The 15746-nt window shown below is 74.0% G+C and carries 8 protein-coding genes; 3 read left to right on the top strand and 5 right to left on the bottom strand.

Features of this window, described 5'->3' with window-relative positions; all coding sequences use genetic code 11:
* Positions 1-514: 514 nt before the first annotated feature.
* The 3 genes from Sdagh_RS31435 to Sdagh_RS31425 all read left to right on the top strand — a co-directional run bounded on the left by Sdagh_RS31435 (position 515) and on the right by Sdagh_RS31425 (position 3875).
* Entirely contained in the window at positions 515-1027 is a 513-nt protein-coding gene (locus Sdagh_RS31435; RefSeq protein ID WP_189413368.1) for a tetratricopeptide repeat protein, read from the top strand.
* A 49-nt stretch (positions 1028-1076) separates the two neighbouring features.
* On the top strand, positions 1077-3038 hold the full coding sequence (locus Sdagh_RS31430; RefSeq protein WP_190077386.1) for a hypothetical protein: 1962 nt from the start codon (positions 1077-1079) through the stop codon (positions 3036-3038).
* A gap of 90 nt (positions 3039-3128) precedes the next feature.
* The gene (locus Sdagh_RS31425; protein ID WP_190077387.1) at positions 3129-3875 is read left to right on the top strand and encodes a TetR/AcrR family transcriptional regulator; all 747 of its coding nucleotides are present in this window, start codon (positions 3129-3131) and stop codon (positions 3873-3875) included.
* A gap of 200 nt (positions 3876-4075) precedes the next feature.
* Here Sdagh_RS31425 and Sdagh_RS31420 read toward each other — a convergent pair whose 3' ends face one another.
* The 5 genes from Sdagh_RS31420 to Sdagh_RS31400 form a co-directional block, all read right to left on the bottom strand.
* A complete protein-coding gene (locus tag Sdagh_RS31420) occupies positions 4076-4426 on the bottom strand; it encodes a 5-carboxymethyl-2-hydroxymuconate Delta-isomerase (RefSeq protein ID WP_190077388.1) in 351 nt (116 codons plus the stop codon).
* 53 nt (positions 4427-4479) lie between these two features.
* Positions 4480-9876: a pullulanase-type alpha-1,6-glucosidase gene (gene pulA / locus Sdagh_RS31415; protein ID WP_190077389.1), complete on the bottom strand. Its 5397-nt coding sequence runs from the start codon at positions 9874-9876 to the stop codon at positions 4480-4482.
* A gap of 135 nt (positions 9877-10011) precedes the next feature.
* The gene (locus Sdagh_RS31410) at positions 10012-11391 is read right to left on the bottom strand and encodes an alpha-amylase (RefSeq protein ID WP_189413358.1); all 1380 of its coding nucleotides are present in this window, start codon (positions 11389-11391) and stop codon (positions 10012-10014) included.
* A gap of 166 nt (positions 11392-11557) precedes the next feature.
* Positions 11558-13687, bottom strand: coding sequence for an FG-GAP-like repeat-containing protein (locus tag Sdagh_RS31405; protein ID WP_189413356.1), 2130 nt, complete (start codon positions 13685-13687; stop codon positions 11558-11560).
* Between the two features lie 241 nt (positions 13688-13928).
* Positions 13929-15608 (bottom strand): glycoside hydrolase family 13 protein, encoded by a 1680-nt coding sequence (locus Sdagh_RS31400; RefSeq protein ID WP_189413354.1) that lies wholly within the window; start codon positions 15606-15608, stop codon positions 13929-13931.
* Positions 15609-15746: the final 138 nt, after the last annotated feature.

Raw genomic sequence — 15746 nt, 5'->3', positions numbered from 1 at the left:
GTGCAGCCGGCACCGCCCCCGGCCGGGGGGGGGCGGCCCGGTGACCCGCGCCCGCCGCCGGGCCAGACTGCCGTCATGAACATCGGCACCCGGAGCGGCACCGGCACCGGCACCGGCGGCAACCGCCACCGGCGCCTCCCCGGCACGGTCCCTGGCGCGGACGGCGTACCGCGGGCTCGCGCTGAGCCTGCTCAGCCTGCCGGGGGCGGTGCTGTGCCTGGTGCTGTCCGTCGTCCCGATCGCCCTGGTGCCGCTGGGCGCCGGACCGGCCACCACCCCGTGGGTGCTGGCCGGGACGCGGCGGTTCGCGGACCTGCGGCGGGTGCCGGCCGCCGAGTGGGGCGGGGTCCGCTTACCGCGCGCCCACCGGCCGGCGCCCGGGCGCGGCCCGGCCCCTGGTCCCGCACGGCCGCCCTGCCGTGCGCGGCCCCGCCCGCGGGGCTCCCGCCATCGGTACGGCCGCACGGCCCCGGCTGCTCAGCGGGAACGGAACCCGTCGTGCGAGGGTGCTGCCATGACCACCGACGACTGGGAAGACCGGACGGCCGCCGCCTGGGCCGGTTTCGACGACGACCCGGAGCAGGACCCGGCCGCGTTCCGCGCCGTGATCGACGCGCTCGCCGCCGAACTGCCCGGGGACGGCCCGCGCGCCCCGTTCGAACGGGCCTGCGCCTGGGACTCCACCGGCCACCCCGACCGGGCCGTCCCCCTGTACCGGGAGGCGCTGGCCCGCGGGCTCGGCGAGGCGGACCCCTACCGGGGCCGCAGGGCCCGTATCCAGCTCGCCAGCTCGCTGCGGAACCTCGGCCGGCCCCAGGAGGGCGTCGACCTGCTGACGCCGGAACTGGACGCGCCCTCCGACGAGTTGGACGACGCCGTACGGGCCACCCTGGCGCTCTGCCTGTCCTCCCTCGGCCGCGACCGGGAGGGCCTGTCGCTGGTCCTGGAGGCGCTCGCCGCGCATCTGCCGCGCTACCGGCGGTCGATGGCCGCGTACGCCCGCCGGCTCACCGACGCCGGTCCGTAGCGGCGACGGCACCCGGTGACCAACCGCAGGGCGGCTCGTTGCGCTGGGCGTGCAGTCACAGGATGCAGCCTCGCGCCCCGCTCCGTCCGCCGATGCGCCGGGCACCGACGACCCGCCCGCCGCCGTCGCCCCGCGTGTCGGCGTCGACCAGGCCGAGGCCGCGCTCGTCGAGCACTACCCCCGGCTGGTCCGGCTCGCCCATCTGGTGCTGCCGCCCGGGATGGGCCGCACCCGGCGCGTCCTGACCGCCCACGCCCTCGTCCAGCGCGCCCTGCCGGGCCGGCGCACCCCGGCCCCCGCGATCCCCGCGCAGTCCGCCGGCCGGGCCGCCGACCCCGGGTACGCCCTGGTCCGGCTGCGCGTGGTGCGTACGGCGCTGGAGGCGGGCCTGCCGCTGCGGCGCCCGGCGTGGCCCAGGCGGTCCCAGCTGCCGCCGCTGCTCCCCGCCGTCTGGGGCCTGCGCGTCTTCCCGCGCCCCGGCGGCGCCGACGAACTCGCCCTGGACCGGGCGCTGGCCGCGCTCACCGGTCCCGGCCGCGCCGCGTACGCCCTGCGCGGCCTGGAGCGGCTCCCCGACGACGCGGTACGGCGGGTGCTCACCGAGGCAGGTGCCGCCGACCCGGCGGGGGCGCTCGCCGAGGCCGGCTCCGTCCCCGGCGGGCCGGCCCGGTACGCGCTGCTGGCCGCCGCCGAGTTCGACCCGTGTTCCCTCCAGGTCCGGCCGACCGATCTGATGCGGCGCCGCACGCGTCTGCGGGCCGCGCTGGCCGGCGGCGCGGTGCTGGTGGCGGGCGCCATGCTGCTCGGCCCGCCGGGCGGCGACCGGGACGGGGACGGCCCCGCCGCCCCGCCGTACGCGCGCAACGCCGCCGCGCAGGCCGCGCTGGACCCCGCGCGGCTCGTCCGGGTCTCCCCCACCGCCTGGCTGACCTCCGCGCGCACCGACTTCTCGGTGTGGCCGGCCCGCGGCGACCGCGTCGGCGACCGGGAGCTGCTCCGCCGCGCCCTGGCCGTCTGGGCCCGCCCCGGCGAGCGCGTCCGGGTCGCCGCCACCCCGGGCACCCCGGCCGGCGGCCCGGCCGGCCCGCCGCACCTGCTGTACGCGGGCACGGTGGACGCGGCCCGGGTGGTCCTGCTGTACGACGGTCTGCGGGTCGTCCGGTACGCCGAGCCGGAGGACTCCTCCGCCGGGGCCGCCCTCGACCTGGCGCGGACCGACGGAGCGGGCCGGGCGGACGCGACCGCGGTGGTCCTGGGCCGGACGGACGGCAACGTGCGCTATCTGACCGCGCCGTGGGTGACGAAGGCGGCCGGACGGGACCTGACGGAACCGGACGCCGACGCCACCGGGCTGGCCCTCACCGACGGCGTGACCGCGCCGCTGGCCGGCCCGGTCCCGCGGTCCGGCGACTGCGCCTCCTGGACCGTGCTGGAGCTGACCGACGACGGCACCGCCCGCCTGCTGAGCGACCTGGGCGAGCTGGTCCCGGCCCGCCTCACCGCCGGGCCTCCCGGCGCGGCGAAGGAGGTGTCCGGCGCCAGGGCGCGGCACGCCTGGGCGCCGTACGCCTGCTCGCTGGGGGCCGTGCGCGGGCAGGGGGTGCGGTCGGTGAACGCCTGGGAGTTCGCGAAGCAGCCGCTGCCGCACGCGACGGGCACGGCGCGGTGGGTGTGCACGCGGGCGGAGACCTGGCGCGGCACCGGGGCGCGGGTGCTGGCCCAGTTCCACACGCCGGGCGGCCGGTACGGGGCGGTGGCGGCGAAGGCCACGGACGTGCCGGCGTGCGGCGGGCGGGCGCCCGAGGTGCTGGCCGGGGTGCTGTGGAAGTCGAAGAAGCACGGCTGGTACCTGCTGGCCGCGGGCAGCGAGGGCACCGCGTCGGTGCGGGCGTCGGGCGGCATCGACGCCGCCGCCGACGGCCGGGTCCTGGCCGCGAGGGCCGGGCAGGGGGCGCGGGCCGGGCTGACGGCGGAGCTGGCGGACGGCCGGACGGTGCGCGGCCTGCGGTAGGCCCCGCCGTCGCGCGTGACCGCGCGCCCCGTGAACACCGTGCCCGGTCCGGCCCGTTCGGCGGCCGGATCCGCTCGGTAAGGTGTTCGTATGACTAGCGGGGTGCGCCGCAGGATGGGCGTCGAGGAGCGGCGGCAGCAGCTGATCGGGGTCGCCCTCGACCTGTTCAGCCGCCGCTCGCCCGACGAGGTCTCCATCGACGAGATAGCGTCGGCCGCGGGCATCTCCCGGCCGCTGGTGTACCACTACTTCCCCGGCAAGCTCAGCCTGTACGAGGCGGCGTTGCGGCGGGCCGCCGACGATCTGGCGGGCCGTTTCGTGGAGTCGGCCGAGGGGCCGCTCGGGGCCCGGCTGCTGCGGGTGATGGCCCGCTTCTTCGACTTCGTGGAGGAGCACGGGCCGGGTTTCTCGGCGCTGATGCGCGGCGGCCCGGCGGTCGGCTCCTCCACCACCAACGCGCTCATCGACTCCGTACGGCAGGCCGCGTACGAGCAGATCGTGGCGCATCTGCGGGTGCCGGAGCCGCCCGCGCGGCTGGAAATCGTCGTCCGGTCCTGGATCTCGCTGGCCGAGTCGACGGCGCTGCTGTGGCTGGACGGGCGGCGGGTGCCGCGCGGGGAACTCCAGGCGCAGCTCGTGCACGACCTCGCGGCGCTGCTGGCGGTCAGCGCCTCCTACGACGAGGAGACGGCCGCCGTGCTGCGGCGCGTCCTCGCGGACGAACCGGCCGACAGCCCGTTCCACGACCTCGTGACGCGGCTGATCGGGCTCGGGGCCCAGGGCCTGTCGTTCGGGTCAGGTCGCGGGGAATCGGCTGCGCCTTCCTCGCGCCGGTGAGCGGGGCCTGGTGCGTGCGGATGCGAGGCGGAGGAGGGAGTCGACGCGGAGCGTCGGCAAGTGACGACAACGCGGCAGGTGCGCGTGCCGGGCCCCGCGTCCGCGGCGTGATCCGAACGACAGGCCCCAGGCCGGGTCCGCGATGTCCCTCCGTCCGCCCGGAGGGCGTCGCGGGGCAGGAGGGACCTCGCGGACGCGGACTAGCTCTCGAACTTCCGGTAGGAGGCGTCGAGGTCGCGTACCTCCGCCGAGGCGTGCAGGGCGAGGCAGGTCGTGATGTGGGTGCGGAGCAGGTCCAGGACGGCCTCGGTGAGCCTGGCCTTGGTCTCCTCGGTGCGGCCGGGCAGCAGGCCGATGGTGACGTGCACGACGGCGTGGCCCTCGGTGTCCGGGCCGACCGTGCTGGCCTCGGTGCGGCGGAACTGCGTCTTGCAGGCCGGGGGCCGGGCCGCCGCGATCTCCACGACGGTGTCGTGCAGGGCCTTGGCGAACCCGGGCCGGTCGAAGTCGTCCGTGAGCTGCTCGGAGTGGTCGACGGTGATCTGCGGCATGGGTGCTCCTGTTCACGGGGTCCGGATCAGGAGCACCCTAACCGGGGGGCCGGTCAGCCGGCCCGGGTGAAGACGGCCACGGTGCGGCCGGGGACGGTGAACGTGCCGTCGGCGTACGACGCCCGCTTCACCACCGGGTCCGCGCCGGCCGCCTGCACCGGGTGCAGCCGGTAGCCGGCGGGGGCCGCGCCGGAGAGCCGCTGCTCCTGGGTGTCCGGGGTGGCGTTGAGGACGACGACGAGGTCACCGAGGCGCATGGTGATCACGCCGGGGGTCTCGGCGGTGCCGGAGAGCGGGAAGGAGAGCCGGGACTGCACCTGCCCGGCGGTGGCCAGGGAGAAGTCCGGTTCACCGGTACGGATCTTCAGCAGGTCCCGGTAGGCCGCCGAGGCGCCCTGGATCTGCGGGCAGCCGACCCGCACCGAGGTGAGCAGGGGCCGTGCGTACGGCCACTTGGACTCGTTGTCGGCGGCCATCGGCAGGCCCCGGCCGAAGCCGTTGCCGGCGGCGCAGTCCCAGTGGACGGCATTGAACCAGTCGCCGCTGTCGTAGGAGTTGCGGTCCAGGGACTTGGAGCGCAGCAGGTCGGTGCCGGCCTGGGAGAGCGCCGGGCCCTGGGAGAGCGCGGCGGTCGCCATCGCGAGGACCTGCATGCGGGCCCGGTCGCCGGCGGAGGTGCCCGCGGGCAGTTTGAAGGCGAGCGCGTCGAAGAGGGACTCGTTGTCGTGGGCGTCGGCGTAGGCGAGGGCGTCGCCGGGGGCAGCCGCGTAGCCGGCGGGGGCGCCGTTGTAGTCGACGTCGGAGCCCTTGACCTCGTGGCCGGCGGAGTCGGTGAAGGTGTAGTCGGCGAGGTTGCCGGTCAGGCCGACCTTGATGAGGTCCTGGTAGTGCAGGAGGCGGGCCTTCTGCTCGGCGGGGGTGCCGTTGGCGGCCGAGCCGTTGGGGTCGGTGTAGAGGCCGGAGGCGAAGCCCTGGACGCCGGGGTCCTCGTCGAAGGGGCCGCCGCCGCGCACGGCGTCGCGGGCGCGGTCGGAGAAGGTGGCGATGCCGGTGCCGGCCATGTTCGCCTGGGTGGCCTGTTCGAAGCGGGCGTCGTCGGCGACCTCGCCGAAGTTCCAGCCCTCCCCGTACAGGATGATCTTCTTTCCGTCGACGCCGTCCCTGGCGGGGGTGAGCGCGTCGAGGGCCTCGCGGACGGCCAGGATGTTGGCCTTGGGGTGGTGGCCCATGAGGTCGAAGCGGAAGCCGTCGACCTTGTACTGCCTGGCCCAGGTGACGACGGAGTCGACGACGAGCTTGCCCATCATGACGTTCTCGGTGGCGGTGTTGGCGCAGCAGGTGCTGTTCGCCACCGAGCCGTCGGCGAGGAGCCGCTGGTAGTAGCCGGGGACGATCCGGTCGAGGACGCTGGTCCCGGCCCGGCCGCTCGCGGCCGTGTGGTTGTAGACGACGTCCATGACGACGCGCAGCCCGTCGTCGTTGAGCGACTTGACCATCTCGCGGAACTCGACGGTACGGGCGGTGCCGTCCGGGTCGGTGGCGTAGGAGCCCTCGGGGACGGTGTAGTGGTACGGGTCGTACCCCCAGTTGTAGGCGTCCTTCGCCGCCGCCTTCGCCACGCACTCCTGCTGCCGCGCCGAGTCGGCGGGCAGGGCGGCCAGGTCGCAGTCGACGGTGGCCCGGCCGGACCTCCGTTCCGGGATCGTCGCGATGTCGAACACCGGGAGGAGGTGCACGTACGAGGTGCCGGCCCGCGCCAGCTCGCGCAGGTGCCTCGTGCCGTCGCTGTCCCGGTCGGTGAAGGCCAGGTAGGTGCCCGGGTGGGAGGCCGTCGCGTCCTCGACGGAGAAGTCGCGGACGTGGAGTTCCTGGATCTGGGCGTCCCGGAGGGGGACGGCGGCCGGTTTCTCGTACGTCGTCCAGCCGGCGGGGGCGAGGGACCGGTCCGCGAGGTCGACGGCGAGGCTGCGCTCGGAGTCGGTGGTGAGGGCGGTGGAGTACGGGTCGGTGACCTTGTCGGTGACGACCGCGCCCGCGTCGGGTGCCCAGACCCGCACGGCGTACCGGTAGGGCTGGTCCTTCCAGGACTTCGGGCCGGTGACGGACCAGACGCCGGTGCGGTCGTCCCGGTGCATGCGGGCGGTGGTGCCGCCGATCTCCAGGGAGACGTGCCGGGCCGTCGGCGCCCAGACGGAGAGGGTCGGGCGGCCCGCGCGGTCGAAGACCGGGCCGAGGTCCGCGTCCGCGGCCCCGGCGTACAGGTCGTCGAGGGCGCCGGCGGTCTGCACGCCGGTCGCCGCGAGGACGGCGCCGCTCGCCGTGAGGTGTGAGGCGACGAGCTGGCCGCGCAGCGCCGCGCGGACCCGGTCGCGGTCGCGCGGGTCGACGGACCAGGCGGTGTACTTCTCCAGGTGCGGGTACTTCGCCTTCTGCGCGTCGGTGAGGGTGGTCCTGGTCAGGCGGAGCCACCGCTCGTCCGTGCTGGTCAGGACGCCGTTCTCGGCCTTGATCGAGCCGGTGGCGGAGGAGCGGAGCTGGGTGGAGGCGGCGGCGTCGGAGCCGTTCCAGGCGACGGTGTCACGGTCGATCCAGACGGCCTCGGACCTGGTGAGGTCGACGGCGGCGGACGATCCGGCCGGCTGCGGCAGCAGGTACTTCTCCTCGCCGCTCACCAGCCACACCTCATGGCCGTTCGCCGTGAGGTCGAGGGCCTGGTCGGTGGGGAGGTCCTTCTCGTCGCCCTGGTGGAGGATGTAGCTGAGGCTGGTGGCCCCCTCGGTGAGCGGTACCTCGTAGACCGCGCCGTAGGAGTCGGTCCTCACCGGCCGAAGGGGCTTCGACCAGTCGGTGGGGGCCGCGGCGCCCGACCAGACGTGCAGGCCCCAGCCGTCGTAGTCGCCGTCGGCGCGGTGGTAGTGCAGGACGGCCTTGGTGGTGTCCTGGGCCGGGTACTCCGGCCGTTCGGTGGTGACCTTCTCCTCGCCCTGCTCGATCCACACCTCGCCGGTGGCCGTGACGTCGATGGCGCGGTCGGCGGCGACGTCCTTGTTCCCTTCCTCGTCCACGACGAGGAAGGAGACGTCCGAGGCGCCGGGCCTCAGCTTGACGTAGGCGAAGGCGCCGTAGGCGTCACGTCCGGTGAAGGGGTGGCCGGCCGGCCAGGTGGTCGCCTCGCCGTCCGCGAGGTCGCCCCAGGCGTACAGGGACCAGTCGCCGTAGTTCCCGTCCGCCCGCCGGTAGTGGACGATCGCGTAGTCCCGGGAGGCGGCGGTGGGCGGCTCCTCGGCGGGCGGGGTGCCGGTGGCGGAGGCGGCGGTGGCGCTCGCGGTGCGGCCGGAGGAGTCGACGACGACCGCCTTGTAGCGCAGGGCGGTCCCGGCGGGTACGTCCGTGCCGATCGTGTGGGTGACCCGGTAGGGGGCGTGGTCGGCGGAGCCGAGGGTGCGCCACTTCCCGTCGCCGGTCTGCGCGGCGAAGACGACCCGGTTCAGCCCGCCGCCGCCGACGTCCGCCGTCAGCTCCACGGTGCCGGTGGCGCCGGGGGCGGGGGCGGTGAGGGTGACCGTGGGCTTCGTCGCGGGGGCGGCGGGCTTGCCGGTGGCCTTGAGGACGATCGCCGAGCCGGCCGGGACGGTGACGGTGATCTTCTTGGCGGCGTCCGTGCGGACGGTGGCGCGGGTGCCGTGGATGCCCCGGAAGGACAGGTGCGCCGAGCCGGTGGTGAAGGTGGCGGTCCGCTTCTCGTCCGCGTTGTTGAAGGCGACGACGTACTCGGTGCCGGTGGTGGTGCCGGTGCGGGAGAAGGCGTAGACGCCGGGGCCGTCGGCGGCGTAGCGCTCGGTCTGGACGCCGTCGGTGAGGGCCGGGTCGGCCTTGCGGAGCTGGGCGAGGGCGCGGATCTGCCGGTACAGCGGCGCGCTCTCCTCGTAGGCGTCCTCGGCGTGGGTGCGGTCGGTGCCGAGCTGGTCGTCGTCGAGGTAGTCGGCGGTCTTCGAGGCGAACAGGGGCTGGCGGGCGTCCTTGTCGCCGCCGGCGCCGGTGAAGCCCTGTTCGTCGCCGTAGTAGACGACGGGGTTGCCGCGGCTGAGGAACATCAGCTCGTTGGCGAGCTTCGCCTTCTTCAGCAGGGCGGCGTCGGTGGCGTCCGGGGCGTCCTGCTTCAGGAAGGAGCCGATGCGGCCCATGTCGTGGTTGCCGAGGAAGGTGACCTGTTCGTAGGCGTTGGCCTTGTCGGTCGTGTACTTCCAGTCGTCGCCGAAGACGGCCGCGAGCCTCCGGGCGCTGCCGCTCTGCGAGACGTAGGCGCGGGCGGCGTCCTGGAAGGGGAAGTCGAGGGTGGAGTCCAGGCGGCCCTGGGTGACGTACGGGGCGGTGACGTCGGTGTCGGCGGAGTAGACCTCGCCGAACATGAAGAAGTCGTCCCGGCCCTGCTTCGCGGCGTACGCGTCGAGCGCGGTGGCCCACTGGGTCCAGAACTCCATGTTCACGTGCTTCACGGTGTCGATCCGGAAGCCGTCGATGTCGAAGTCCCGCACCCAGCGCCGGTAGATCTTCTCCATTCCGCTGACGACCTCGGGGCGCTCGGTCCACAGGTCGTCCAGGCCGTCGAAGTCGCCGTAGGTGGCGGACTCGCCGGCCCAGGTGGAGTCGCCGCGGTTGTGGTACATCGCGGGGTCGTTGAGCCAGGAGGGGACCTTGGCGGTGCCGCTCGTGGCCTTCGGGGTGTACGGGAAGGAGTCGGCGTCGGTCACCGGGAACTCCCCCGAGCCGTCCGCGTGGTCGGCGTCGTCGAAGGGTTCGCCGTCCTTCGTCAGGTACGGGAAGGCGCCCTTGGAGAGGTAGCCGGAGGACTTCTCGTCGTAGTCGACCACGTCGGCGGTGTGGTTGGTGATGACGTCGAAGAAGACCTTCATGCCCCTGGCGTGCGCCTTGGAGATGAGGGTTTCGAGGTCCTGGTTGGTGCCGAAGTGCGGGTCGACCTGGGTGAAGTCGGTGATCCAGTAGCCGTGGTAGCCGGCGGAGGCGTCGGCACCGGTGCCCTGCACGGGGCGGTTCTTGAAGATCGGGGCCATCCAGAGGGCGGTGGTGCCCAGGTCCTTGATGTAGTCGAGCTTCTCGGTCAGGCCCTTGAGGTCGCCGCCCTGGTAGAAGCCCTTGTCGGTGGGGTCGTAGCCGGTGGCGAGGCGGGAGCCGGTCAGGCCCCCCTTGTCGTTGCCGGTGTCGCCGTTGGCGAAACGGTCCGGCAGGACGAAGTAGAACTGCTCACGGGTGAGGTCGTGGCGGGCCGCCGACTTCGCGAGCCGTGCGTCCGACGGGGGCGCCGGCGGGCTCGCGGCGGTCGCGGCCAGGGGCTGGACCAGCGTCGCCGCGAGGGCGGCGGCGGCCACCGTCGCGGCCCGCCGGGCCTGGGTGGTGCGGCGCCTGCCTGGCGCCGGGCGTCTCGGTGTCACCGGGGGAACTCCTTGCTGACGGCGGTTGGTTCACGGGTCCGACCCCGGCGAGACGGTAACCTCGCCGCAAAGCTTGCAGCAAGGGTCGTGAAAGTAACGGAAAGACATTCCACGACCCCTGTCCGCGGCGGAGGTTCAGCAGCTCGGCCTGCCGACGTACAGCGCGAGCGCGGTGTGGGCGCCGAGGGTGGCGGTGAACTGGCCCGATCCGTTCACGGTGACCGTCCGGTTGCCCTGGACGTCGCAGTAGGTCCCGGCGGGCAGGGACGTCTGGTAGGTCCGGGACAGGGAGCCGCTCTCGTGGTTGAGGGCGACGAAGCCCTTGGCGCCCCGGCCGAAGGCGATGGCGTCGCCGCCGTTGTCCCACCAGTGGGTGACGGACTCGCCGCGGACGGCGTTGCGGAAGGCGACCATCGACTTGATCTCCGGCCAGGCGTGCTGGCACTTCCAGCCGTCCTGCCAGCAGGCGTTCACCCGGCCGCCGTTGGGCGGCCCGGCGTCCGTGCTCGACCACTCGTAGCCGGAGTTGACGTCCGGGGCGCCGTAGGGCCAGGCCAGCATGAAGACGTTGGCGAGGGTGTAGGTGGCGTTGTCCTTGTAACTGAGGGTGGACCCGTTGCGCTCGGTGTCGTGGTTGTCGACGAAGACACCGGAGACGCCGCTGCTCATGTACCCCCAGCCCTCGCCGTAGTTCTTCAGGTAGGCGAGGTTCTCGTTGGTGAAGACCCGCTTGAGGTCGTAGGCGTACCGGAACTCCTGCACGTCGCCGTTGCCGGTGTACTCGGTGGGCTGGACGGCCTCGCCCGCGCCGTGGATGACCTCCTGCTTCCAGTAGACGGACGGTTTGCTCAGGCGGGACTTGATGCCGGCCAGGTCGGCGGCGGGGATGTGCTTGGCGGCGTCGATCCGGAAGCCGTCGACGCCGAGGGAGAGCAGGTCGTCGAGGTATCCGGCGACCGCGCCGCGCACATGGCTCTCGCCGGTGTCGAGGTCGGCCAGGCCCACGAGTTCGCAGTTCTGGACGTTGGCGCGGTCGGCGTAGTTGTCGATCGGGGCGGTGCAGTCGTCGAAGTCGTAGGACGAGTACAGGCCGGGGTAGGCGTACTTCGTGTACGACGAGCCGCCGGTGCCGGTGCCGCTGCCCGCGGACATGTGGTTGACGACGGCGTCGGCGACGACCTTCACGCCGGCCGCGTGGCAGGTGTTCACCATGTTCTGGAAGGCGGCCCGGTCACCGAGCCGGCCGGCGATCTTGTAGCTGACGGGCTGGTACGAGGTCCACCACTGGGACCCCTGTATGTGCTCGGCGGGCGGGGAGACCTGCACATAGCCGTAGCCGGCGGGACCGAGGGTGTTCGTGCACTCGCGCGCCACCGAGGCGAAGTCCCACTCGAAGAGGACGGCGGTGACGTCCTTGGCGCCGGGCGGGGACGCCTGCGCCGGGATGGTCGGGGTCATGACAAGTGCGGCGCCGGTGAGGGCGGCTGCGCCGAGGAGGAGGGATCTGCGTGCCATGTGGGGGCCCTTCTTCGTTGAAGGCTCTTGCTGCAAGATTGCGGAAACCTTGCGGTGACGCAGATGTTAAAGGGCGCGACGGCGAAAAGGCAGTACCCGGAACGAAGTTGCCCCCGGGAGGAGGGTCCTCCCGGGGGCCGCGGTGCGCGGGCTGCCGCCCGGCGGGTCAGTTGGCGCTGCGCAGGAAGGTGCTCCGGCCGATGTCCCAGCCGGTGGTGGTGGCGCTGGCCCAGCCGGGGGCGGCCCCGTTCAGGCCGCCGTCGGCGCGGGAGGTCCAGGTGAACGCCCTGACCCTGCCGTCGCTGTAGCCGTACAGGGCGGCGAGGTCGTCCCGGCCGTCGCCGTCGTAGTCGCCGGGGACGACACGCATGTCGGCGTGGGTGAAGTTGCCGGCGGCGGTCGTGTACGCCTGGTAGGGCGTCTCGAAGACGCCGGCCTTCGTGGTGCTGCTCCGCAGGACGTGGACGGCGTCGTGCCCGTCGGCGTAGTCGTACCAGGCGGCGATGTCGTCGCGGCCGTCGCCGTCGAAGTCGCCGGCGTACACGTGGGTCCGGTTCCAGTCGCCGAAGGTGGCGCTGCCCCAGGAGCCGAGGGCGGGCCGGAAGCCTCCGGTGGCGTCGGTCAGGAAGCTGTACGTCCGCATGCTGCCGTCGGCGTGGCGGTAGAGCCCGCCGAGGTCGTCGCGGCCGTCGCCGTCGAAGTCACCGACGACGAACTTCAGGTTGTCGCGGTTCCAGTCGTTCGCGGTGTTGCTCCACGACGGGACCGGGGCGGCGAAGCCGCCGGTGGCGTTCGCGGCGAAGGTGAACAGCCGGTCGTCGCCGTTGTCGTAGTCGTACCAGGCGGCGATGTCGTCCCGGCCGTCGCCGTCGAAGTCGCCGCTGTGCAGCGTCATGTTGCCCGCGGTCCAGCCGCCGGGCCGGGCCTCCCAGGAGGGGACGGGTGCCGCGAATCCGCCGTCGGCCTTGCCCAGCGCGGTGAACAGCCGCACGGAGCCGTCGCTGTAGCCGTACAGGGCGGCCATGTCGCCCCGCCCGTCCCCGTCGTAGTCGCCGGTCGTGAACCGCATGTTCGCCGCGTTCCAGCTGCCGACCGCCGAGGAGTACGACGGGAAGGGCTGCCCCAGCGTGCCGTCGGCCCCGGCGAGGAGGGTCTGCAGGGAGTCGTGGCCGTCGCCGTGGTCGTACCAGGCGGCCAGGTCGCTGCGGCCGTCCCCGTCGTAGTCGTGGCGGACGACGGTGCCGGCGGACCACCGGGAGACGCCGTCGGCGTCGCGGATGACGAAGTCGCCGCGGTCCTGGAGCACGGCGGTGCCGCCGGGAGCGGTGGTCCCCGACTCCCACAGCACCGTGGTGCCGTCGGCGTCGACCACGGTCAGGTTGCCGCCGCCGGTGAAGCGGGCGGTGGCGCCCGGGTGGCCCGCGGTGCCGGTGGACCACAGGGTCCTGCCGGTGCGGGAGACGACGGCCAGGTCGCCGTCGGCCCGCAGGGTCAGGCGGGTGGCGTTCGCCGTCAGCGTGTCCCCGGCGGTGAGGACGGACCCGGCCGCGAGGGTGGAGCCGCCGGCGATGTCGTCGGTGCGGGGCGAGACGGCCTCGTTGCGGGTCTCGGCCGGGTCGGTCCCCCAGCAGCCGCCCTGCCAGGACCGGCTGCCGAGCGCGACCAGTTCGAACCCCGTGTCCGTCCGGCGGACGAGGGGGCCGCCGGCGTCCCCGGCGCAGACCGCGTCGGTGTCGGTCCTGCCGTCGAGGGCGACCGTGGTGTCGCTGACGGACCCGACGACCAGGGTCGCGGTGTGCAGGCGGGTGGGCGCCCACTCGTCGCGGGTGCGGCCGAAGCCGGCCAGCGTCAGTTCCTCGCCCGGGACGGGCGCGGAGGCGGCGAACCGTACGGGTGCGATGCCGGTGGTGGGCGAGGCGAGGCGGGCCAGCACCAGGTCGCGGTCCGCGCGCGGCACGAGTTCGACGACCTCGCGCACCTGGCCGGCGGTGGTGGTCAGATCGGTACGGCCGATGGTGGCCGTGGTCTTCCGGGCGGGCGCGCCCGGGGTGACCTCGGGGGCGCCGGGTCCCTCGGTGAAGCACGCGGCGGAGGTGGCCAGCCACGCGGGCGCGACCAGCGCGGCGGAGCAGGCGCGCGTGCCGTCGCCGATGTCCAGGCGCGCGGTGAAGGCGTACGCGGTGTCGGCGACGGCCCCGCCGGTGGCGGCCGAGGCCGTGGTGGTGAGGCAACCGGCGGTCACCACACCGGCCAGCAGGCCGGCGGTCAGCGCGGCGCGTGATCGATGTGCGGGCATGTCGACGATGCTCGTTTCTCTCGGTCCGCCGTGGGAGGCGGTGATCGGTGAGGCGGCGGCCGGCCTCCCGGCAGGGGGAGGCGGCGCGTGGACGATCTTCGTCGACACTTCACGGCTTTCACAGAGGTCGCACAGAGAAAACCTCATCCGTCACGGACATGCGGGAGGCGTGCGCACCGGTCGCACCGGTGCGCACGCCTCTCGGGGGGGCGGCGTCGTCCGCCGCCGGCCGGGCGGTCCGTCAGGCGCGGGTCCACCACACCGTCGTGTCCGCCGGGACCTTGGCCTCGCCGTCCGCCTCGGTCACCTCGCCGCTGGCGAGCAGGACGCGGCCGTGGACCGGGACCGTCACCGACTCGCCCGTGGTGTTGGCGACGCACACGAAGTCGCCGCGCCGGAAGGCGAGGACGCCCTCCGGCGCCCGCAGCCACTCCACCGCGTCGCCGGCGCCCAGGTCGGGCTGGTCGCGGCGGACGGCCAGGGCCGCGCGGTACAGCTCCAGGGTGGAGCCGGGGACGCCGGTCTGCGCCTCGACGCTCAGCTCGCCCCAGCCCTCGGGCTGCGGGAGCCAGCTGCCGCCGTCGCCGAAGCCGTACGAGGAGCCGGTGCGGGTCCACGGGATCGGCACCCGGCAGCCGTCGCGGAAGCCGTCCTGGCCGGCGCCCCGGAAGTAGGCGGGGTCCTGGCGGACCTCGTCGGGGAGGTCGGTGACGTCCGGGAGGCCGAGCTCCTCGCCCTGGTAGACGTAGGCCGAGCCGGGCAGGGCGAGCATCAGCAGGGACGCGGCGCGGGCGCGGCGCAGGCCCAGGGCGCGGTCGCCGGGCAGCCGGATCTGGGTGCCGAGGCCGGGCGGGTTGGCGAAGCGGGTGGTGTGGCGGGTGACGTCGTGGTTGGAGAGGACCCAGGTGGACGGGGCGCCGACCGGACGCATCGCCTCCAGAGTGCGGTCGATGACACCGCGCAGTTCCCCGGCGTCCCAGTGGGTGCTCAGGTACTGGAAGTTGAACGCCTGGTGCAGCTCGTCGGGGCGGACGTAGTGCGCGGTGCGCTCGACGGTCGGGGTCCACGCCTCAGCGACGAAGATCCGCTCGCCGCTGTACTCGTCCAGGATGTGCCGCCACTGGCGGTAGATCTCGTGGACGCCGTCCTGGTCGAAGAACGGCATGACATCGTTGCCCAGCAGCTTCAGCTGGTCGTGGCCGCCCAGGTCCGGCAGGCCCTCGGCCTTGACCAGGCCGTGCGCGACGTCGATGCGGAAGCCGTCGACGCCCATGTCCAGCCAGAAGCGGAGGATCGAGCGGAACTCGTCGCCGACCGCCGGGTGCTCCCAGTTGAAGTCGGGCTGCTCGGGTGCGAAGAGGTGCAGGTACCACTCGCCGTCCGCGACCCGGGTCCAGGCCGGGCCGCCGAAGACGGACTCCCAGTCGTTGGGCGGGAGTTCGCCGTTCTCGCCCTTGCCGGGGCGGAAGTGGTAGCGGTCCCGCGACGGAGAGCCGGGGCCCTCGGCGAGGGCGCGCTTGAACCACTCGTGCTGGTCGGAGGAGTGGTTCGGCACCAGGTCGACGATGATGCGCAGCCCCAGCGCGTGGGCGTCGCGGATCAGCGCGTCGGCGTCGAGGAGGGTGCCGAACATGGGGTCGACGGCCCGGTAGTCGGCGACGTCGTAGCCGGCGTCGGCCTGCGGCGAGGCGTAGAAGGGGCTGAGCCACACCGCGTCCACACCGAGGTCGCGGAGGTACGGCAGACGGGTGCGGACGCCTTCCAGGTCCCCCATGCCGTCGCCGTTGCTGTCGGCGAAGCTGCGCGGGTACACCTGGTAGATCACCGCGTCCCGCCACCAGTCGCGACGCCGGCCGACGGTGGCGACGGCCGATGCGGTCCGGGGGGTGGGGGCCTGGGCTGCGGAGTGCTGCTGGCTCATGTCGTCCTTGCTGCGTGACGGAAACAGGGAAGCGTGAGGGGGAACGGAAGGAGGCGGTCGCGGGGCTGCGGGGTCGGACGGGCACCGCGACCGCCACCCGTGGGTGGAGCCCGAAGGGGGCCGCCACCCGTGGATGGA

The sequence above is a fragment of the Streptomyces daghestanicus genome, assembly GCF_020521275.1.
In the GTDB taxonomy this organism is placed as follows: Bacteria; Actinomycetota; Actinomycetes; order Streptomycetales; family Streptomycetaceae; genus Streptomyces; species Streptomyces griseoviridis.
This window is presented reverse-complemented; position numbering and strand designations above follow the sequence as displayed.

What these genes read in the sequence shown, in the direction of transcription:
- Sdagh_RS31435 (WP_189413368.1), top strand. Translation starts at nt 515, where the DNA reads ATGACCACCGACGACTGGGAAGACCGGACGGCCGCCGCCTGGGCCGGT.
- Sdagh_RS31425 (WP_190077387.1), top strand. Translation starts at nt 3,129, where the DNA reads ATGACTAGCGGGGTGCGCCGCAGGATGGGCGTCGAGGAGCGGCGGCAG.
- Sdagh_RS31420 (WP_190077388.1), bottom strand. Translation starts at nt 4,426, where the DNA reads ATGCCGCAGATCACCGTCGACCACTCCGAGCAGCTCACGGACGACTTC.
- Sdagh_RS31410 (WP_189413358.1), bottom strand. Translation starts at nt 11,391, where the DNA reads ATGGCACGCAGATCCCTCCTCCTCGGCGCAGCCGCCCTCACCGGCGCC.
- Sdagh_RS31405 (WP_189413356.1), bottom strand. Translation starts at nt 13,687, where the DNA reads ATGCCCGCACATCGATCACGCGCCGCGCTGACCGCCGGCCTGCTGGCC.
- Sdagh_RS31400 (WP_189413354.1), bottom strand. Translation starts at nt 15,608, where the DNA reads ATGAGCCAGCAGCACTCCGCAGCCCAGGCCCCCACCCCCCGGACCGCA.